Origin of the sequence: Microbacterium gubbeenense DSM 15944, from assembly GCF_000422745.1 — a bacterium.
Classification (GTDB): domain Bacteria; phylum Actinomycetota; class Actinomycetes; order Actinomycetales; family Microbacteriaceae; genus Microbacterium; species Microbacterium gubbeenense.
The window spans coordinates 1-20,012 of record NZ_KE383914.1 but is presented as its reverse complement, the minus strand read 5'-3'; the positions used below and the strand labels follow the sequence as shown (position 1 = coordinate 20,012).

The 20,012-nt window shown below is 67.1% G+C and carries 20 protein-coding genes; 7 read left to right on the top strand and 13 right to left on the bottom strand.

The features are described 5' to 3' along the window. Nucleotides 1-6 precede the first annotated feature (6 nt). The 4 genes from G510_RS0113490 to G510_RS0113475 form a co-directional block, all read right to left on the bottom strand. Nucleotides 7-1,293: an adenylosuccinate synthase gene (locus G510_RS0113490; protein ID WP_029154036.1), complete on the bottom strand. Its 1,287-nt coding sequence runs from the start codon at nucleotides 1,291-1,293 to the stop codon at nucleotides 7-9. 66 nt (nucleotides 1,294-1,359) lie between these two features. Next, nucleotides 1,360-2,544: an ABC transporter permease gene (locus tag G510_RS0113485; protein WP_029154035.1), complete on the bottom strand. Its 1,185-nt coding sequence runs from the start codon at nucleotides 2,542-2,544 to the stop codon at nucleotides 1,360-1,362. Beyond that, nucleotides 2,541-3,485, bottom strand: a complete 945-nt coding sequence (locus tag G510_RS0113480; protein ID WP_029154034.1) for an ABC transporter ATP-binding protein — start codon at nucleotides 3,483-3,485, stop codon at nucleotides 2,541-2,543. Before G510_RS0113480 ends, G510_RS0113485 begins: the two co-directional genes overlap by 4 nt. Nucleotides 3,486-3,522: 37 nt before the next feature. Beyond that, a complete protein-coding gene (locus G510_RS0113475) occupies nucleotides 3,523-4,050 on the bottom strand; it encodes a hypothetical protein (protein WP_029154033.1) in 528 nt (175 codons plus the stop codon). Between the two features lie 115 nt (nucleotides 4,051-4,165). Between G510_RS0113475 and argG the strand changes: the two genes are divergently transcribed. After that, complete coding sequence (argG, locus tag G510_RS0113470) at nucleotides 4,166-5,590, top strand: argininosuccinate synthase (RefSeq protein WP_029154032.1); 1,425 nt, start codon at nucleotides 4,166-4,168, stop codon at nucleotides 5,588-5,590. Nucleotides 5,591-5,653: 63 nt separating this feature from the next. Here argG and G510_RS0113465 read toward each other — a convergent pair whose 3' ends face one another. Further along, entirely contained in the window at nucleotides 5,654-7,414 is a 1,761-nt protein-coding gene (locus G510_RS0113465) for a DUF2207 domain-containing protein (RefSeq protein ID WP_157560695.1), read from the bottom strand. A gap of 198 nt (nucleotides 7,415-7,612) precedes the next feature. On the opposite strand from G510_RS0113465, the gene G510_RS0113460 reads away from it, so the two are divergent. Then, on the top strand, nucleotides 7,613-8,026 hold the full coding sequence (locus G510_RS0113460) for a VOC family protein (protein ID WP_029154030.1): 414 nt from the start codon (nucleotides 7,613-7,615) through the stop codon (nucleotides 8,024-8,026). Nucleotides 8,027-8,079: 53 nt separating this feature from the next. Continuing rightward, nucleotides 8,080-9,150 (top strand): alanine dehydrogenase, encoded by a 1,071-nt coding sequence (ald, locus tag G510_RS0113455; RefSeq protein ID WP_029154029.1) that lies wholly within the window; start codon nucleotides 8,080-8,082, stop codon nucleotides 9,148-9,150. Between the two features lie 166 nt (nucleotides 9,151-9,316). Here the strand turns inward: ald and mnhG are convergent, their stop codons facing one another. The 6 genes from mnhG to G510_RS0113425 are packed head-to-tail and all read right to left on the bottom strand — an operon-like array spanning nucleotide 9,317 to nucleotide 15,494. Further along, nucleotides 9,317-9,664, bottom strand: a complete 348-nt coding sequence (mnhG, locus tag G510_RS0113450; RefSeq protein WP_029154028.1) for a monovalent cation/H(+) antiporter subunit G — start codon at nucleotides 9,662-9,664, stop codon at nucleotides 9,317-9,319. After that, nucleotides 9,661-9,951, bottom strand: a complete 291-nt coding sequence (locus G510_RS0113445; protein WP_029154027.1) for an MrpF/PhaF family protein — start codon at nucleotides 9,949-9,951, stop codon at nucleotides 9,661-9,663. Before G510_RS0113445 ends, mnhG begins: the two co-directional genes overlap by 4 nt. Continuing rightward, complete coding sequence (locus G510_RS17060; protein WP_051216772.1) at nucleotides 9,948-10,526, bottom strand: Na+/H+ antiporter subunit E; 579 nt, start codon at nucleotides 10,524-10,526, stop codon at nucleotides 9,948-9,950. Before G510_RS17060 ends, G510_RS0113445 begins: the two co-directional genes overlap by 4 nt. Further along, the gene (locus G510_RS0113435) at nucleotides 10,523-12,085 is read right to left on the bottom strand and encodes a Na+/H+ antiporter subunit D (RefSeq protein ID WP_029154026.1); all 1,563 of its coding nucleotides are present in this window, start codon (nucleotides 12,083-12,085) and stop codon (nucleotides 10,523-10,525) included. Before G510_RS0113435 ends, G510_RS17060 begins: the two co-directional genes overlap by 4 nt. Then, nucleotides 12,082-12,567, bottom strand: coding sequence for a Na(+)/H(+) antiporter subunit C (locus tag G510_RS17055; RefSeq protein ID WP_084644399.1), 486 nt, complete (start codon nucleotides 12,565-12,567; stop codon nucleotides 12,082-12,084). The genes G510_RS0113435 and G510_RS17055 overlap by 4 nt, the downstream gene beginning before the upstream one ends. Beyond that, a complete protein-coding gene (locus tag G510_RS0113425; RefSeq protein ID WP_029154025.1) occupies nucleotides 12,564-15,494 on the bottom strand; it encodes a Na+/H+ antiporter subunit A in 2,931 nt (976 codons plus the stop codon). The genes G510_RS17055 and G510_RS0113425 overlap by 4 nt, the downstream gene beginning before the upstream one ends. Nucleotides 15,495-15,573: 79 nt before the next feature. On the opposite strand from G510_RS0113425, the gene nucS reads away from it, so the two are divergent. The 3 genes from nucS to G510_RS0113410 are packed head-to-tail and all read left to right on the top strand — an operon-like array spanning nucleotide 15,574 to nucleotide 18,248. Beyond that, on the top strand, nucleotides 15,574-16,269 hold the full coding sequence (gene nucS, locus G510_RS0113420; protein WP_029154024.1) for an endonuclease NucS: 696 nt from the start codon (nucleotides 15,574-15,576) through the stop codon (nucleotides 16,267-16,269). Nucleotides 16,270-16,318: 49 nt separating this feature from the next. Then, nucleotides 16,319-17,005, top strand: a complete 687-nt coding sequence (locus tag G510_RS0113415) for an HAD hydrolase-like protein (protein ID WP_029154023.1) — start codon at nucleotides 16,319-16,321, stop codon at nucleotides 17,003-17,005. Further along, complete coding sequence (locus G510_RS0113410; RefSeq protein WP_029154022.1) at nucleotides 16,989-18,248, top strand: coiled-coil domain-containing protein; 1,260 nt, start codon at nucleotides 16,989-16,991, stop codon at nucleotides 18,246-18,248. The genes G510_RS0113415 and G510_RS0113410 overlap by 17 nt, the downstream gene beginning before the upstream one ends. 83 nt (nucleotides 18,249-18,331) lie before the next feature. Here the strand turns inward: G510_RS0113410 and cspE are convergent, their stop codons facing one another. After that, on the bottom strand, nucleotides 18,332-18,538 hold the full coding sequence (cspE, locus tag G510_RS0113405; RefSeq protein ID WP_029154021.1) for a transcription antiterminator/RNA stability regulator CspE: 207 nt from the start codon (nucleotides 18,536-18,538) through the stop codon (nucleotides 18,332-18,334). 295 nt (nucleotides 18,539-18,833) lie between these two features. Between cspE and G510_RS0113400 the strand changes: the two genes are divergently transcribed. Beyond that, entirely contained in the window at nucleotides 18,834-19,346 is a 513-nt protein-coding gene (locus tag G510_RS0113400; RefSeq protein ID WP_084644398.1) for a helix-turn-helix domain-containing protein, read from the top strand. 131 nt (nucleotides 19,347-19,477) lie between these two features. Here the strand turns inward: G510_RS0113400 and G510_RS0113395 are convergent. Further along, nucleotides 19,478-20,012: IS3 family transposase (locus G510_RS0113395; protein WP_029154019.1), on the bottom strand; the 535-nt coding region annotated here is incomplete at its 5' end.

Below are 20,012 nucleotides of genomic sequence, written 5' to 3'. Positions count from 1 at the left end.
CGCCCGTCAGTCGATGAGGTCGTGGCGCACGATGACCTGCTCGCGGCCGGGGCCGACGCCGATCACCGAGATGCGCGTGCCCGAGATCTTCTCGAGCGCGAGCACGTAGTCCTGCGCGGTCTGCGGCAGGTCCTCGAACGAGCGGGCGCCCGTGATGTCCTCGGACCAGCCGGGGTAGTTCTCGAGAATCGGCTTCGCGTGGTGGAAGTCGCTCTGGTTGACCGGAACCTCCTCGACGCGCTCGCCGTTCACGTCGTAGGCGACGCACACGGGGATCTCCTCGAGCCCGGTCAGCGTGTCGAGCTTCGTCAGCACGAGGTCGGTGACGCCGTTGATGCGCGTCGCGTAGCGGGTGATCGGCGCGTCGTACCAGCCCACGCGGCGAGCGCGGCCAGTGGTGGTGCCGAACTCGAACCCGGCCTGACGCAGCCACTCGCCCTTGTCGTCGAAGAGCTCGGTCGGGAACGGGCCGGCGCCCACGCGCGTCGTGTACGCCTTCACGATTCCGACGATGCGGTCGAGGCGGTTCGGGCCGACGCCGGATCCGGTGGCCGCGCCACCCGCCGTGGCCGACGAGCTCGTCACGAACGGGTAGGTGCCGTGGTCGATGTCGAGCATCGTGGCCTGTCCGGCTTCGAACACGACGACCTCGCCGCGATCGAGCGCGCCGTTGACGAGCAGGCCGGTGTCGCAGACCATGGGGCGAACGCGCTCGGCGTAGCTCAGCAGGTCGTCGACGATCTCGTCGGCCGTGATGTCGCGGCGGTTGAAGACCTTCACGAGCAGGTGGTTCTTCTGCTCGAGGGCGCCCTCGACCTTCTGACGCAGGATCGACTCGTCGAAGAGGTCCTGCATGCGGATCCCGACGCGGCTGATCTTGTCGGCGTACGCCGGGCCGATGCCGCGCCCGGTCGTACCGATCTGGCGTTTGCCGAGGAACCGCTCCTGCACCTTGTCGAGGGTGCGGTGTGCGTGCGTGATGACGTGCGCACTCGACGAGATCTTGAGCTTCGACGTGTCGATGCCGCGCGCCTCGAGCGCATCGATCTCTTCGAACAGCACCGCGAGGTCGACGACGACGCCGTTGCCGATCACGGGCGTCACGCCGGGCGAGAGGATCCCGGAGGGCAGCAGGTGCAGCGCGTACTTCTCGTCGCCGATCACCACCGTGTGGCCGGCGTTGTTTCCGCCGTTGAACTTGACGACCCACTCGGTGCGCGCACCGAGCAGATCCGTGGCCTTCCCCTTGCCTTCGTCGCCCCACTGGACTCCGACGATCACAATTCCTGGCATGGGCCATCCCCCTGACGTTCGGATGCTGGATACCCAGCCTATCGGAGCGGCGGTCCGCCCCCGGATCTATGCGATGCGGCTGCCGGGCGGAGTACCGCGGCTGGGCGTGCGCGTACGCGCCACGCCCCACAGCATGAGGCCCGCCGCGAGGGTCAGCTGCACGCCGAGTCCGACGAACCAGCTCGGCGTCGACGACTCGATGATCTCGCGCGATGTCGCGTCGTCTGATACTTCGTAGCCGAGGGCCGCGGATGCCGGTTCGCCATCGCACGGATCCGACCAGTCGACGACCTCGAGCTCGGGCGGCTGCTGCGCGTACCGGATGCCGAGCTTGAGCTGTCCGAACAGATCCGCCGGGTAGCCGTACGCATCGTAGATCGTGGGGGTCGCGTCGGCGAGCACGACGAACGGGTTGGCGGCGAGCACCCACCACACGCGATCGGTGCGCGGAAACTCGCTCCACCCGCGCACCTCGACGCACGTCTCCGACAGGTCGGGGCGATCCGCGAGACAGGGGGCGGCGTCGTCGTCGCAGGACGGCAGCGCATCGGCGGTTCCGGTCTCGACGTACACCCCCGACGGGCTCTCCGTCATGAGCGATGCGGGGGTGCGGAACGCGAGCGTGCCGAGCGCGAAGGCGATCAGGGTGCCGAGCACGAGCAGCATGACGATGAGATACGTCGCTGCGACCGAGAACAGCGGCCGCGCGATGACGGCGCTGAGGCCCACGCCGATCGCCGAGACGATGCCGATCTCGACGATCAGGATCACGAGCGCGACGGCGAGCGTTCCGATCGACTGCCCCACGGATCCGGCGCTGCCGTCGGCGATCATCGTCACGCCCTCGGGGCGGCCGGCTCCCCGCGCGAACGCGAAGATCAGCGCGGGAAGCGCGACGACGAGATAGACGAGGCCGGTCGTCCACCCGGCCAGCAGCTTCGCGAGGAGGATCTCGGTCGTCGTGGCGAGAGTCACCTGCACGGGCGCGAGCGTCGCGGCATCTCGCTCGCCGTTGATCGCGTTGCCCGTGAACGTGGGCGTGACGAGCACGACCATGAGCAGCACGCCGTAGAGCGCGACGGAGGCCACGCCGGAGGGGAGGTATGAGTCGCCCGAGAAGATGAGCGAGCCAAGCCACGTGATGCCGACGACGACGAGGAAGAACACGCCGAGCAGCACGTAGAACCCGGGCCGGCGCACGCGCTGGCGCAGCTCGAGACCGGTGAGCACACCGATGCGTCGAAGGCTCATCGCCCGTCCTCCTTCAGGCCCAGGAACGTATGCTCGAGGTCGCCCGATGCGGGTGCGAACTCGGCCACGAGGATGTCAGCTTCTACGAGTGCGCGCAGGCCGCGCGCTGCGCTCACGTCGTCGGGAAAGGACGCGATCAGGTTGCGGCGCTCGACACGCACGTCCGCGTCGCTCGGCAGAACCCCCGCGACGGCGTCGCGCCAACGCGCAGAGCCAAATTCGTCCGCACCGGCGATCTTCAGCCGCCAGTCGCGTGAGCGCGGCTCATCCGTGCCGTCGTGCGCGATGGTCGAACCTGCAGAGATGAACACCGCGTCGTCGATCATCTCCTCGAGCTCGCTCAGCACGTGGCTCGACACGATGATCGTCGCGCCGTCGTCGGCGAGGCGCCGCAGCAGCACGCGCAGGTCGATGCGGGCCGCGGGATCCAGGCCCGACGCCGGTTCGTCGAGCAGCAGCACGCTCGGGCGATGCACGAGAGCGCGCGCGAGCCCCAGCAGCTGCTTCTGCCCGCGGGAGAGCACGCGCGCGGGTGAGGAGGAGAGGCCTGAGAGACCGACGTCGGCGAGCAGTTCGTCGGCTCGCGCCGCCGCCTCCTGTTTCTTCGCGTCATAGAGCCGGCCCGCGACGATGAGCGTCTCGCGAGCGGTCAGCGACTCCCATGCGCCGAGCGCGTCGGGCATCCACCCGATCAGCGCGCGAGCAGCCGAGGGATCAGCCACGGGATCGATCCCCGCGATCCGAATCTCGCCGCGATCGGGCGCGAGCAGAGAGGCGAGCATGAGGAAGAGCGTCGTCTTACCCGCGCCGTTCGGGCCGACGAGGCCGGTGATGCGGCCTGGCCGCGCGTCGAACGTCACGTCGCGGACGGCGTCGACGGATCCGAACGACCTCGCGAGGCCGCGCACCTCGACGCCGACGGACTCCTCAGATGGGCTCATACCCGAACGGTAGCGGGATCGAGGACGACGCGCCCGGTCACGCGTCGTGAACGGGCTCGAGCCCGACGAACTTCATGCGGTCCTCGCCGTAGAAGCAACTCTGCAGGGCGATGTCACCCTGCAGGCCGACGAGCTCCTCGGTGCTGTTCCAGATTTTGGACGTGTAACGGATCTCGACGACCTCGTAAACCTCGTCGCGCCCCTCGATGTGGACCTGCTGGCCCTCTTCCCACCCGAGCAGCACATCGCCCTTGCAGTTATTGTGGGCGGCCGCGGTCTCGGGGATCCCCTCGCCCTCGTAGGAGGTCATGATCGTGAAGGTGCCGTCGCAGCGATCGACCTCGGCCATGCCACCCGTCGCGCCGACGGTGACGGTCGGCAACTCGTCGAACACGTCCTGCTGGACGCTCGCGACAGTGTCCTGAACCTTGGTCTTGGTGTCGCCGTAGACCTTCTCGACCAGCTGCGGCTGGAGCAGGACGCCGACCAGCAGCGCACCGCCGCCGACGATCAGCAAGCCGCCGAGTGCTCCGAGGACGATGCCCCCGCGCTTCTTCCGAGCCATGCGGCTCCCCTCCCAGTGGATCCGACCTCGATTCTACCCATGGATCTGGTGAGGCGGAAGGGTCTGAATCGCCCCCGATTCCTGCACTCAGGCCATCCCGCCTAGAATCGAAGCCATGTCGAATGTCCTTGAGAACCTCCCCGTCGGCGAGCGCGTCGGTATTGCCTTCTCCGGAGGTCTCGACACCTCCTGTGCCGTCGCGTGGATGCGCGATGCTGGCGCCGTCCCCTTTACCTATACGGGTGACCTCGGCCAGTACGACGAAGACGACATCGAGACGATCCCGAGCCGCGCGCTCGAGTACGGCGCCGAGAAGGCGCGTCTCATCGATTGCAAGCCGCTCATGGTCGAAGAAGGCCTGTCGGCGCTCGCGACCGGCGCCTTCCACATCCGCTCGGGCGGCCGCACCTACTTCAACACGACGCCCATCGGCCGCGCCGTCACGGGCACGCTGCTCGTCCGCGCGATGCGCGAGGACGGCGTCGACATCTGGGGCGACGGATCCACGTACAAGGGCAACGACATCGAGCGGTTCTACCGCTACGGCCTGCTCGCGAACCCCCGCCTGCGCATCTACAAGCCGTGGCTCGACGCGAAGTTCGTCAGCCAGCTCGGCGGACGCCAGGGCATGAGCGAGTGGCTCGTCGAGCACGGCTACCCGTACCGCGACTCCGCCGAGAAGGCGTACTCGACCGACGCCAACATCTGGGGCGCGACGCACGAGGCGAAGACCCTGGAAGAGCTGAACGTCTCGCTCGAGACGGTCGAGCCGATCATGGGCGTGAAGTTCTGGGATCCGTCCGTCGAGATCCAGACCGAAGACGTCACCGTCACGTTCGACCAGGGCCGCCCCGTTGCGATCAACGGCGAAGAGTTCCACGACGCGGTCGAGCTCGTCATGAAGGCGAACACGATCGGCGGCCGCCACGGCCTCGGCATGAGCGACCAGATCGAGAACCGCATCATCGAGGCGAAGAGCCGCGGCATCTACGAGGCCCCCGGCATGGCGCTGCTGTTCATCGCCTACGAGCGCCTCGCGAACGCGATCCTCAACGAGGACACTCTTGCGACGTACCACGAGCAGGGCCGCCGCCTCGGCCGCCTGATGTACGAGGGCCGCTGGCTCGAGCCGCAGTCGCTCATGCTGCGCGAGTCGATCCAGAAGTGGGTCGGATCCGAGATCTCGGGCAACGTGACCATCCGCCTCCGCCGCGGTGAGGACTACACGATCCTCGACACGTCCGGCCCCTCGCTGTCGTACGCCGGCGAGAAGCTTTCGATGGAGCGCGTCGAGGACGCCGCCTTCGGCCCGGGCGACCGCATCGGTCAGCTCACGATGCGCAACCTCGACATCGCCGACTCGCGCGCCCGCCTCGAGAACTACGTCGCGCGCGGCATCATCGGCGGCACGACGGCCGACCTGATCGGCGAGCTCCAGCAGGGCGAAGCGAAGCAGATCGCGAAGAGCGTCAACCCGATCGACAACGAGCGTCTCGACAGCGTGGGCGAGTCGGCCGCGTTCGACACCGGCACCGACTGACGCAGCTCGCGAAGCGGCCCGTGGATCATCGGATCCGCGGGCCGCTTCGTCGTGCGGGGCGGCTCACACCCCGCCGCCACCGCCGCCACCGCCACCGCCACCGGCGGATCCGCCGCCCGTTGAGCCGCCGCTCGACGAGCTGCTGCTCGACGTGCTCGTGGTGAGCGAATACATACTCGACGAGAACGACGAAGCGCTGAATGATCCGCTCCCCGCGTACCAATACGGCGAATCGTCGTGATAGCGCGTGGCGAGGAGCTCGGCCCAGGTCATTTCGATCCGGAAGATGACGGCGAACGGCAGGAGCTTCTCGTACAGGTCGAGCATCTGCGCGTCGTCGTCGACGTCGATCGGTCGCCGCTCGGCGCCCGCCGGCGACTGCAGCATGCGGATCCGGTCGGCCTCCGCCCACGACATGAACATCTCGAGTCCGCGCAGGTGATCGCGAGCGACCGCGCCCTCGGGCGTCAGGGGCTTGCGGGAGAGCATGATCGACACCGTGATGATCTCGACCCCACCCGCGACCAGCAGCACGATCGGAAGCGTGGGCTGGACGTAGCCCACCAGTGCGACCACTCCGCACACCACGTTGATGGCGACGGCCGCGAACGTGAGGAGGAGCGGTCCGGCGTACGCCTTGCCCGGAACCTTGCGGTTGAACTTCCGCACGTTCGTCTGACCGGTCTGCACGACCTTCTGTGCCGATTTGGCGAACCGATCGCTGGTCCTGCCGAACTCGAACTCCTCGCCGGGACGCAGCTCGGGGAAGAGCCCCGCCAGCACCGCGAGCCCGTTCTTGTCGGCACGCGACGGATCGACAAGCTCGGCGATCATCCGTTTCTTCGTGCCGAACACGCCGATCTTCTCGCGCTCGACGATCCGCAGGGATCCGCCGACGGCCTGTTCGAGGATCTCCGCGGCGATCGCCTTATCCGTCGCGTGCAGCAGCAGAGCGGATCGGAGCGCGTCCCACCCGGCGGGAGGTTCGAACTCGGGGATCACGACGGGGCGCCCGGGTGAATCCTGCAGGTAGCGCCGTCGTGAGATCGCGGCCCACACGATGCCGCCGACGCCGGCGACCGCGGCGATCAGCTGCCCGATCGCCCACCCGGAGGCGAACGGCGACGCGTCGAACTCGGTGAACGTATCCGCCTCGAACCCCACCGCGAGGGTCATCACTTCGTACGGCTCGATGCCGTACGTCTCGGTGGAGAAGACCTGGCGGCCCTCCTCGTCGGTCGACTGCGCGACGCTGCACTGGTGGTCGGATCCGCTCCAGCCGACATAGCAGGCGGAGTCGCCGGTGAGCGCCGACTCGAGCGACGGATCCACGTGCACCGACGCCGAAATGCGGTCGAACGGCTGCCGCCAGTCTTCGCCGTTGACGTCCCAGTAGAACTCGTCGAGCCCGTTCTCCATCGTGCTGGCGACGTTCTCGAGGGTGTAGGTGATGACGTAGGTCTGCTCGCCGCGGACGTAGTCATCGCCGGCGGAGGTGATGGTGAAGTACCCGTCTTCGGTGTCGGTATCGGCCGGGCGCGGGTCGCCGTTCTCGTCGGTGACCGACACGAGTTCGGGGGCGAGCGGCTGGTCGAACGACGTCGTCGGAATCGCGCGCCGCATGCCGCGGTTCTGGTCGAAATCGGGGAACTCGGCGACGAAGGTCTCGGTCACCGTGACGATGCCCGCGCCCTCCTCGTCGCGCGAGAGCTCGAAGACGGTGTCGAGGCTCGAGAACGTGAAGTCATCGACGCCCGCCGTGACGGGTGCGGCGGCGCTTGCCGGTGCGGCGCTTGCCGGCGCTGCGCTCCCGAGGATCGCCATCGCGACGACTCCGGCTGCCGTTCCGGCCCTGGCGAGGACTCTTCCCAATAAACCCATGCGGCCCACCCTATGAAACTCTCCCGCGTGAGCGATCCAGGCGCTTCGACAGATCGCGACGCACCCTTACGAATGTCGGGGGTCCGGGTGAAGATCGCCTCGGATCGGGACACCGGGTCCCGACCGCACGGGGAGGACATGATGGCTATCAAGCAGGCTCCATATCTCGCATTCCACGGCGAGGCCGGCGACGCGCTCGCCTTCTACCAGCAGGTGCTCGGCGGCACCCTCGACATCACCCGTTACAAAGACATGCCCATGGACGACATGCCCGGCGATCCCGAGTGGGTGATGCACGGCCAGGTCGAACTCGACAACGGCATCACGATCATGGCGGCAGACTCCCCCGGCGAACACAGCGGATCGGCGATCGTCCAGATCATCCTCTACGGCGACGACCGCGTCGAGCTCGAGGGGCTGCACGACGCGATGGGCGCCGGCGGCACCGTCGAGATGCCCTTCGAAGCCGCGCCCTGGGGCGGATGGTTCGGCCAGGTGAAGGACCGCTTCGGCGTGACCTGGATGTTCGAGGGGGGCGGCGAGCAGGCCGCTTGATTATCTGCGATCCTCGTGGTGGTGCCCACAAGGCGCACGATGAGGAGGCCACCATGAGGATCGCAGTCCCTACCGAGATCAAGCCCGGCGAGAGCCGCGTCGCGATCACGCCGTCCGGAGCCGACCAGCTCGCCCATCGCGGACACGAGGTGTTCGTGCAGGCCGGCGCGGGCGACGGATCCCGGATCTCCGACGACGACTACGCCGAGGCGGGCGTGACGATCCTCGAGACGGCCGAAGAGACCTGGGCGGCCGGCGAGCTGCTGCTGAAGGTCAAGGAGCCCGTCCAGAGCGAGTACGGCTTCCTGCGCGGTGACATGACGCTGTTCACCTACCTGCACCTCGCCGCGGATCGGCCGCTCACCGACGCGCTGCTCGCGGCCGGCACGACCGCCGTCGCCTACGAGACGGTGCAGCTCGCCGACGGCTCGCTCCCGCTGCTCACGCCGATGAGCCGCATCGCGGGCAGGCTCTCGATCGTCGTCGGCGCGTACCACCTGATGCACACGAACGGCGGGCGCGGATCTCTGCTGGGCGGGGTTCCGGGCGTGCCGCGCGCCGACGTCGTCGTGATCGGCGGCGGGGTGGCGGGCGAGAACGCCGCCGCGAACGCGCTCGGGCTCGGGGCTCGCGTGACGGTCATCGACGTCGACACGCAGCGCCTCGCCGATCTCGAGGCGCGCTACGGCAATGGTCTCGTCACCCGGCAGTCGACGCGCTACGCGATCGCGGAGGCGCTGGCGAGCGCCGACCTCGTCGTCGGGTCGGTGCTGATCCCCGGGGCCGCGGCCCCCAAGCTCGTGACTGACGAGATGGTGCGCGCGATGCGCCCCGGGTCCGTGCTCGTCGATATCGCGATCGACCAGGGCGGCTGCTTCGAAGGCTCGCGCCCGACCACCCACGACGACCCCACGTTCGCCGTGCACGATTCGATCTACTACTGCGTCGCGAACATGCCGGGCGCGGTTCCCACGACCGCGACCCAGGCGCTCACGAACGCGACGCTCCCGTACATCGAGCGCATCGCGGGCGCCGGCTGGGACGCCGCGGCGAGCGCCGATCCGGCCCTCGCGAAGGGCCTGAACGTGCGCGCGGGCCGGGTGGAGCACCCGGCGCTCGGCTGAGGGGTGTTACGCCCCGGTTCCGTCGGAGTCGGCGGCCGGCCGGATCTGGTTCTGTCGGAGAATCGGCCCGATCGGGTGGGATTACGCCGGATCAGGCCACGATCTCCGACAGCACCGGAGACCACCGCCGCGGGGCTCCGACAGAACCGGGCGCGGCGAGCCCGCCCTATCCCGAGTCGCGCAGGACGTCGAGGTCGTCGGCGAGCTCGTCGATGACCAGGTGGTTCTGGTCGATGCTGCCGTTGCGGTAGGCCTGGCGCGCCACCATGTGCGCCGAGATCGGCGCCATGGCCATCTGGATCAGCACGATCGGCACGACGAAAGCGAGCGTCGCCCACGACTGCATCGCGATCGCGACGCCGACCGCGATCAGCATCATGCCGAGCACCTGGGGCTTCGTCGCCGCGTGCAGCCGCGCGGGCACGTCCGTGAACCTCAGCAGTCCGATCGACGCCGTGAGGCACAGGATCGCGCCGATCAGCACGAGCACGAGAGCGATGGTGTCGAAGATCATCCGTCGGCCCTCTCTCTGGCGCGGTCGCGTCGTGCGACGAATCGAGCGACGGCGACGGTGCCGAGCACGCCGGTGGCCGCAATCATCAGCATGACCGGAAGCATGTAGGTGTGGTGGTTGATCACGGCGTCGGCGCCGAGGATGCACAGCACCTCGCTCAACAGCACGTCGCTCGCGATCGCGCGATCGAGGATGGACGGGCCGAGGATCATCCGGATGATCGCGAGCAGCGCCGCGACGGCGAACACGGCCGCGATCGCGATGATGAGGATCGTCTGAATCGTCATGAGCCTCCTCCGAGTCGTCGCTCGCCGAACATCGGCGCATTCGCCTCCACGAGCGCGAGATCCGCACGGGATCCGACGGCACGTACGATGCGCTTCTCCCATTTCAGCGCAGCGGCGCGCGCTCCTTCGACGTCCTCGGCGGACTTCACGCCGAGCACGTGCATGAAGAGGACGCGATTGCGGCGATCCGACTCGATCACGGTACTGCCGGGGACGAGCGAGAGCACGACGGCGACGTGAGTCATGATCAGATCGTCGTCGACCCGCAGCGGCGAGCGCACGATGGCCGACGTGGTGGGAGCGGGCCTGACCGCCTGCCAGGCCACCTGCAATGCGCCCATCACGAGTTGGCCCAGGAACGTGACGATCGCGACGACGAACCACCACAGGTTCACGCGTCCCGTGAGTTCGGCCGCGGGCAACCGGAAAACGTTCGTCACGATGATCGCAACGATCACGCCGGTCACAGCAGCGAGCACCGTCAGCTGACCCCAGAGCAGCATCCAGAGCACGACGAGCCACGCGAAGAACGGCAGTTGCGTCCAGAAATGTTTGAGAACTTCGCGCGCGCTCATGTCGACTGCTCCACGTCCACGAGCTCCACGAGCGAGATCGGCTGGAGCAGGCTTTCGCCGATGCGCGCGCAGATCTCGTACAAGGGTCCGGCGAACACCGTCAGCGCGATCGTGATGGCGACCATTCCGACCGCCGCGCCGGTCATCACGCGCGGGATCACGCGGCGCTCGCCCTGCTCGTCGGCGGCGGGGGCCGAAACCAGATAGCCGAACCGCGCCTCGGCCGCGTCGTCAGGTGCGTCATCGCCGGCGCGCCAGAACGACAGGTTCCACGCGCGCATCAGGGCGTACAGCGTAAGCAACGAGGTGAGGATTCCGGCGCCGATGCCGACCCACATGATCGGCGTGCCCACCGTGGCTGCCGAATCGAACAGCGCGAACTTGCCGATGAATCCTGAGAACGGTGGGAGACCGCCGAGATTCAGAGCAGGAATGAAATACAGCACCGCGATCAGAGGGGCCGCGGCGAGCAGTCCCTTGACGCGCACGATCGAAGTCGATCCGGAGAAGCGCTCGATGAGGCCCACCGCCAGGAACAGCGTCGTCTGCACGATGATGTGGTGCACCATGTAGTACGCCGTCGCGCCGATCGCCTCGGCTGTCCCGATGGACAGGCCGAAGATCATGTAGCCGACGTGACTGACGAGCGTGAACGACAGGATACGTTTCAGCTCGGCCTGCGCGATCGCGCCGAGGATGCCGACGATCATCGTCAGAACCGCGATGATTCCCAGAACGAGGTTCAGATCGCTGTTGCCGAACAGCTGCGTCTCGGTACGAATGATCGCGTAGACGCCCACTTTCGTCAGCAAACCGGCGAACACCGCGGTAACGGGCGCGGGCGCCGTCGGGTACGAGTCGGGCAGCCAGAACGACAGCGGGAAAACCGCTGCCTTCACCGCGAATCCGACGAGCAGCATGATGTGCAGCACCATCTGCACATTTGGTGGGATCTCGTCCATGCGCTCGGCGATCTGCGCCATATTCACGGTGCCGAGCGCGCCGTAGATCACGGCGATGGCCGAGAGGAAGACGACGCTCGATACGAGCGACACGACGACGTAGACCGTGCCGGTTCGGATGCGCGATTCTGTCGACCCGAGCGTGATGAGCACATACGACGCGACGAGGAGGATCTCGAACCCGACGTAGAGATTGAACAGGTCACCCGCGATGAATGAGTTGAAGATCCCGGCGGCGAGGATCAAGTACGACGGGTGGAAGATCGAGATCGGGGTATCGGCATCGCCGTCGGCCGCGCCCTGCCCGACCGAGAAGAGCAGAACCGCGAGCAGCACAATGCTCGAGATCGCCACCAGCATCGCCGCGAGTCGGTCGACGTACAGGACGATGCCGAACGGCAACGGCCATCCACCCACGGAAACCGCGAGCGGCGTGCCCGCGTCGACGGCCACGAGCATGACAGCCGACAGGATGAACGTCGCCGACAGCGTCACGACCGATACCGCGACCTGCGCGCGACTGCGGTGTCCGAGCAGCAGTGTCAGTGCCGCGCCCATCAGCGGGAGCAGAACGAAGAGCGGAACGAGCAGACTCACGAGCGTCCCTCCCCGTCTCGGGGCAGCTCGAATGCGGCCGTGAGCGGTGAGACCTCGCCGTCGGTGAAGTCGGTCGTCTCCTCGTCCTCGGTCTCGGCGTCCACTTCCTCGACGTCCAGAGCATCCTCTGTTTCTTCCGCACGCTGGCGCAGCGACAGATCGTCTTCGTCGTCGACCACCGTGTCGGCCTCGCCGAGCTGCCACGACCGATAGATGAGTGCGAGAAGGAACGCGCTCACGGCGAACGTGATGACGATGGCTGTCAGCATGAGCGCCTGCGGAAGCGGATCGCTCGCGCCCTCCGCCCCGTGGAACGGCGAGACCCCCGGAAAGCCCATTGCGATGAGCAGCAGCAGGTTCGTCGCGTTGCCGAGCAGCATGAAACCGATGAGGACTCGCGTGAGACTGCGTTCGAGCATTGCGTAGACGCCGAGCGCATAGAGCACGGCCATCACGATGACGAGCGTCGCGGAAACGGTCATGGCCGCGCCCCTTCCTTCGCACGTCCTGCGGTGATCTGGCGATCAACCTCAGAGCCCAGTGAACGAAGTACGTCGAGCACCAGCCCGATCACCACAAGGTAGACACCGATGTCGAAGAAGGTCGACGTCACGAATTCGATGTGGCCGATCACGGGGATCTCGGCCTCCCACACCGCACGTGTCAGCGGATTGAGGCCGAACAGCATCGGCGCCGCGGCCGTGCTGACGGCAAGCAGCAGCCCGAAGCCCAGCATGCGAGCGGCATCCGTCGGGGCCGCGATGCCGAGTTCGTACCTGCCGCCGGCGACGTAGCGCATCACGAGCGCGAGCCCCGCGACGAGGCCGCCGGCGAATCCGCCGCCCGGCAGGTTGTGGCCGGCGAACAGCAGGAAGATCGAGATGACGATGATCGTGTGGAACAGGATCCGCACGATGACCTCGAGGATCATCGACCGCGATTCGGATGCCATCGTCGTGCCGCCGACGAGCCACGCGCGCTGGCTTGCAGAGTTCTCGGAGGTCGCGACTCGGAGCCCTTCGGTCGTCTCGACGAGGGGGCGGTGTCGCGCGCGACGGCGCGATCCGCTCGGAAGTCGCTTGCGAAGGGTGGTGCGCGTCTGGCTGATCATGTCACCGCGCGCCGTCACGAACACGAGCGACGCGACGCCCGTTGCGGCGAGCACGAGCACGCTGAGCTCGCCCATCGTGTCCCAACCGCGCAGGTCGACGAGCGCAACGTTGACGATGTTCTGTCCGTGGCCGATCCGGTAGGCCAGATCGGCCCACTCGGTCGAGACGGGCTCGCTCACGCGAGCGCCTGCCGCCACGACCGCGACGGCCGCCATCGTCGCACCGACCGCGATGCCAATGGCCGCGCGGATCACGGCATTGCCGGATCCGTTGTGGCTGCCGAGGCGCGAGGGAATCCGGCGCAGCACAAGGGTGAACGCGACGAGCATGATCGACTCGACGAGCACCTGCGTGACCGCGAGGTCGGGCGCGCCGAGGAACCCGAACAGCGTCACCATGCCGAGGCCGGTGACCGACACCAGCACCACGCCGGAGTACCGCTTCTTCGCGCGCACGGCAACGATGCCGGCGAGGATCATGAGCACCGCCGCGATGGGCTGCACCGGGTGTTGCCACGCATCGAGGCTGAAGGCCCATTCTCCGCCGGAGAACAGTGCGGCCGCTTCCGCGGCGACCAGCACGACGAAGATGGTGCCGACGTAGATCGGCAGGGATCCGCTCTGCGTCTTGCGGGTGACGAGCACGGCGAGGCGGTCGATCGATCGCGTCACGACGTAGTACACGTCGTTCGCCTGGAACGGGAGCATGCGCCCGGCACGGCACCATCCGGTGCGAATCGAGAGCCAGAACACCAAAGCGCCCGCCGCGATCGCAAAGGCCGATATTGCGAGGGCCGGCTCGAGCCCGTGCCAGAGAGCGAGGTGGTAGTGCCCTTCCCCGGCCGTGTCGGCGTATGGCGCGAGCAGACGGTCGATGAACGGCCCCATGAAGCCGGCCGCCACGGTTGCCACGGAAAGCAGCAACGGCGCGAACATGAAGCCGATCGGAGGGTCCGGCCACACCGTGTCGGGTCTCCGAGCACCGCTCTTGTCATTCTTCCGGCCGAACGCGCCCCAGATGAAGCGAATCGCATATGCCGTTGTCAGAATACTTCCGAGCACAATGCCGACGAGGGCGACACACGCCCATACGGATCCGCCGGTCGCGGCTTCGAGCATCGAGGTGAGCGTCGCCTCTTTGGCGAGGAATCCGAACATCGGCGGCACGCCCGCCATCGACGCCGCCGCGACCAACGACACGACCAGGAGCGTCGGCGATTGCCGGGCGATGCCGCTCAGCTTGTCAATATCGCGTGTTCCGAGCTGCCGGTCGATGATGCCGACGACCAGGAACAGGGTCGCCTTGAACATCGCGTGCGCAATGACGAGGGCCAGGCCGGCGAGCGCCGTATCGCGCCCGCCGAATCCCACAACGACCGAGATGAAGCCGAGCTGACTGACAGTGCCGTATGCCAGCACGCGCTTCAGGTCGTTCTCCCGCAGGGCCTGCATGCCGCCGAGCAGCATGGTGAAGATTCCGAGGCTGACGAGGATCGGGCGCGACGGATCCGCCTCGGCGAAGGACGGGGCGAATCGCGCGAGCAGATAGATGCCCGCCTTGACCATCGCGGCCGCGTGCAGATACGCACTCACGGGGGTCGGCGCAGCCATCGCGCCGGGGAGCCAGAAGTGGAACGGGAAGATTGCGGACTTGCTGAGCGCACCGACGAGCAGGCACACGATCGCCGCATCGACGAGCGTGCCGCTGGGCGGATCGGCGAGGATCGCAGCGATGCTCGGCGTGTCAGCGGCAACGGCGAGGATGACCGCGCCCACGAACATCACGAGGCCGCCGAGCGTCGTGGTGAGGAGGGCCTGCAGCGCCGCTCGACGAGACGCCGCACGAGAGTAAGCGTGACCGATCAGGAGGTACGACAGGATGCTCGTGATCTCCCAGAACATCACGAGCATGATGATGTCGTCGGTGAGCACGAGGCCGTACATCGCCCCGGCGAATGCCATCAGAACACCGGCGAAGCGACCGACGCCTTCTTTCGATCCGCGGAAGTAGTTCCGGCAATAGATCATCACGAGGGCACCGACGCCCGTAACGATCAGCGTCATCACCCAAGCGAGCGTGTCCATGCGCATCGAGATATCGATGCCGAGGCGTTCGATCCAGGTATATGTCTCGAACGGAATCTTTCCGTCTCGCACGGCACCGCCGAGCAGAGCCGCGTGCGCGAGCGCTGCGAGCGGCACCAGCGCGGCGGCATAAAAGACACGCGGACCCATCACGCGGGCAAGAGGAACAAGAACAACACTCGCGATCCCGAATACGGCGAGGATCACGAGCATGCGCATCTCCTCGTCGTCGCACCGTCAGGCGGCGGGTGTGTCTTCTTATGTCAATCTTAATGGTCAGTACGCTGGACGGATGCGCCTCGTCATAGCTCGCTGCTCCGTCGACTACGCCGGACGCCTCAACGCACACCTCCCGCTTGCCACGCGAGTCCTGATGCACAAAGGCGACGGCAGCCTGCTGATCCACTCCGACGGCGGCAGTTACAAGCCGCTGAACTGGATGAGCCCGCCGTGCCGCGTCGACCACCTCGACGTCGACGACGAGCTGACTCAGGCCGGGGTGATCGAGCTCTGGAAGGTGACGCATCAGAAGACAGGCGACACCCTCACCGTGCGCATCCACGAGATCCTGCACGACTCGACGCACGACCTGGGCATCGATCCGGGGCTCGTCAAAGACGGAGTCGAGTCGGATCTACAGCGCCTGCTGGCCGAGCAGGTCGACCTCATCGACGAGGGTGCGACCCTCGTCCGGCGCGAGTATCCGACGGCGATCGGGCCCGTGGACCTGCTTGTGCGCGACGCGGAGGGCATCGCGATCGCAGTCGAGGTGAAGCGTCGCGGCGATATCGACGGTGTCGAGCAGCTGACGCGGTACCTCGACCTCCTCGGGCGCGATCCGCTGCTCACGGGGATCCGCGGCGTCTTCGCCGCCCAGGAGATCAAACCGCAGGCGCGCACGCTCGCGGCCGACCGCGGGATCCGCTGCGTGACGCTCGACTACGAGCGCATGAAGGGCATCGATTCCGGGGTGCCGACCCTGTTCTGAGCGCCCGGCTCAATCAGGTCGGCGCGTACGCGAACACTAGGGTGAGGGTATGGGGATCCAGCAGTATTCATGTGTCCTGTGGGACGTCGACGGCACGATCGCCGACGCCTCCGCCGGCATCCTGCCGCGCATCGCCACCGTGCTCGCGGAGCTCGGAAAGCCGCCGACGCCGGCCGAGCGCGTCAACGAGTGGATCGGCCCGCCGATGCTCGAGTCGTTCCAGACCATCGCGGGCCTCACGGCAGACGAAGCGCTCACCGCCGTCACCGCATACCGCGCTCTCGCCAGCAGCCACGGATACGCCGAATCGGTGCGCCTGTACGAGGGCGTCGCCGATCTGATCCACGACGTCGCGCTCGCGGGCATTCCCCAGTCGACCGCGAGCACCAAACCCCAGAACCAGGTGCAGGCGATCTTCGAGCATTTCGGGATCACCGATCTCTTCGTTGCGGTGCACGGCGCCCGCCCCGAACCCGACGCGCACGACACGAAGGCCGACGTGCTCGGTCGCGCGCTCGACGACCTCGCTTCCCGCGGAATCGACCTGTCGAAGCCGGTCCTGATCGGCGATCGACACCACGATGTCGACGGTGCCACAGATCACGACGTTCCGGTGATCTTCGCGCGCTGGGGGTTCGGTTCGTCGGCCGAGGAGGCCGGCGCTCAGCACGTCGTCGACACCCCGGCAGAGCTGAGGGTTCTGCTGCTGGGACACAGTGATGCCTCAGCTGCCTGAGATCGACCCCGCCGCCGTCCTCCTGTGGGCCATCGCCGCGCTCAATGCCGTTATCGTCATCGTGTTGGCGCTCGTCGCCATCCGAATCACCCGGCGAGGCCGAGGCGCACGAGCCCGCGCGCGGGCGCGCCTCGAAGGCCTCGGCGCGAGCCTCGTCGAGCTGGACGATGCCGCCGACGAACTCGAGATCGAGATCGCCATGTCGAGCGCGCTGTATGACGGGCGCCCACCGTCTTCGCTCCGGCGCGCACGGTTGACCGCTCAGCACACGCGCGATGACGCGTTCGCCGCATACAGCGCGGCTGCGGCAGACGGCGTGCTTCCTGCCGTCCAACGTCGTGAGGCGGCACGGCTGACGGCGGGAATCGACAAGGCGATGGCCGTGATTCAGTCAGCACGCGCCGAGAACGAGGCGTGGGTCAGCGAACACACCACTGCCGTCGAGCAGATCGCCGTCGCGCGCGGGCGCCTGGAGGATCTGCGCACGCGCATGGGGGATCCTGCAGCGCTGCGCGCCGAACTCGCCCGGATCGCCGACGAGAGCGAGTGGGAGGACGCCGCTGATGCGGACGCCGATGCGCGAGACGCTCTCAACGACGCCTCGGCACATCTCGCTGAGGCGGAGAGCCAGGCCGAAGCGGATCCCTCGTCGTCGGCCCGCGAGCACCTGCGCTCGTGCGAGAGATCCCTCGCGCACGCCGAACACTCAGCGCGACTGCTGGAGGAGACGTACCGCCTCGTCGGCAACGCACGTCAGGCGATCGACGACGAGACGCGGGCCGCGGAGTCCGCGATTCGCGCGGCGATGGGTACGCAGAAAACGCTCGATGCAGACGCCGGGCCGAAGCTCGCGGAGGCGATCCGCGTCGCCGAGGCGGCCCTGGCCGCGGCGACCGAGGTCGCGGAGCGACGCCCCGTCACCGCGAACGAGCGGATCGCCCGCCTGCGCGACCGCCTCGACGTCGCGCTCGGCGACTCGCGCACGCAGCAGCAGCAGCTCCGCGGCGCTCGCAGCGCGCTTCCCGGATCCCTGAACGCAGCGCGCAGTGCGCTCGCGCGCGCCGAGGCCGTCGTGCTCGATGCCGAGGTCGATGCACGGGTCAAACTCGACAGCGCCCGTCGCGAGCTCGCGCTCGCTCGCCAGGCGCACGATCCGTCCGAGGCGCTCGAGGCCTCACGTCGAGCACGACTCGATGCGGAGGCAGCGGCGACGCTCGCTCGCAATCGCAAGCGTCGGCGCTGAGTTCGCCGCCGCTGAATCAGTGGTGGCGCAAAGAAATACCCCGCATCCTCCGAAGAGGACGCGGGGCGTTCAGTTCGCTCAGCTTAGAGCGGAACGATGTTATCGGCCTGCAGGCCCTTGGGGCCCTGCGTGACCTCGAACTCCACACGCTGGTTCTCTTCCAGCGCGCGGTAGCCATTGGACTGAATCGCACTGAAGTGCGCGAAGACGTCTTGGCCGCCCTCGTCGGGGGAGATGAAGCCGAAGCCCTTCTCCGAGTTGAACCACTTGACGGTGCCCTGGGTGCTCATGTATTGCCATTCTTTCGGGGCGGATGTCGGCGCAATCTCACGTCGACATTCCTAACGCTAGCCCAGGTTCGCCCGTATGCAATAGGGATGAGCCACAATCACAGGAAAAATCTGAAAACAGCCCTCACCGTCGGGGGGAGAACAGTGAGGGCCGGACGGCCGAGAGAGGTCGTCTGCAGTCCAGGGTACACGAGCTGCGAGTGCTCGCGGCCGCTCCGATGGTCGTGTTTCGGCGCCGGATGCGGGTGACGCGGTCGCCCTGTGCAAAGCGAAAATCCTGACCTGAGCCTCGCTCATGAGCGATGCCCCAGGTCAGGATGTGATGTGCCCCAACCGGGAGAAAACTGTATCCTCGTTCGTCACCTTGAAATCGTTGATTTCACGCGGATCTTCCGAAGGTCAGGGCGTGTCGGTTTCCAGTCTAGCTGTGCCTCGAAGTGATGTTCGTGGGCCGGTGGTGACGCCGATTGAGACGGCTGGAACCCCGGTCGCCCCCGAGACGTTGCAGGCGATGGTCGCGGCGTACGAGTCCAGGGCGTCGCTGATCTCGATCGCACGTGAGCATCGTTTGGGTAAGGAAACGGTGCGGGATCTGCTCGTGGATGCTGGTGTCAGGATCCGTCGTCAGGGGTTGGACGATGAGCAAGTTGCGCACGCGGTTCGCGGCTATGAGTCGGGGCTGACGACGCGTGAGATCGCACGGGAGCTCGGTATAGGGCACTCGATGGTGTGGCGGGCGTTGAAGCGGGCGGAAGTCGAGTCCAGGCCCAATACTCGTCGCGTCGGACGCAAGCTCTCGAAGCAGTGAACGCCATCCCTACGGTTCTTGGAGCATCTCCGGCGCGGGTTGCGGAACCGAGCGGCTTGATCGGGGATGTCAGGGCGTTCTGGGAGGATTGAGCAAAAGGGGTCTGCTGTAGGAACGGGTGACAGTTCTAGTTAGGCCGCGAGGGCCAGGTCGTTGTTCATGATGGTCTCGAACTCGATGGGCGTCAACCGGCCCAGGCGCACCTGTCGACGCCTGCGGTGATAGGTCCGCTCGATCCAGGTCACGATCGCGATGCGCAGTTCCTCGCGGGTGGCCCAGGCGCGACGATCGAGGACGTTCTTCTGCAGCAGGCTGAAGAACGATTCCATCGCCGCGTTATCGCCGCAGGACGCGACTCTGCCCATCGAGCCGACGAGGTTATGGGCGGCGAGTTCTCGGCGCAGTTTCCTGCTTCGAAATTGCGATCCTCTGTCCGAATGGACGATGCAGCCGTTCACGTTTCCGCGCACCCGGACGGCGTTGCGGACGGCACGGACCGCGAGTGATGCCTTCATTCTCGAGTCAATCGAGTAGCCCACGATCCGACCACTGAACGCGTCCTTGACCGCGCAAAGATAGAGCCGACCTGCGCTCGTTTTGTGTTCCGTGATGTCGGTCAGCCAGAGCTGGTTCGGCCGGGACGCCACGAACCGGTGACGCTCACGG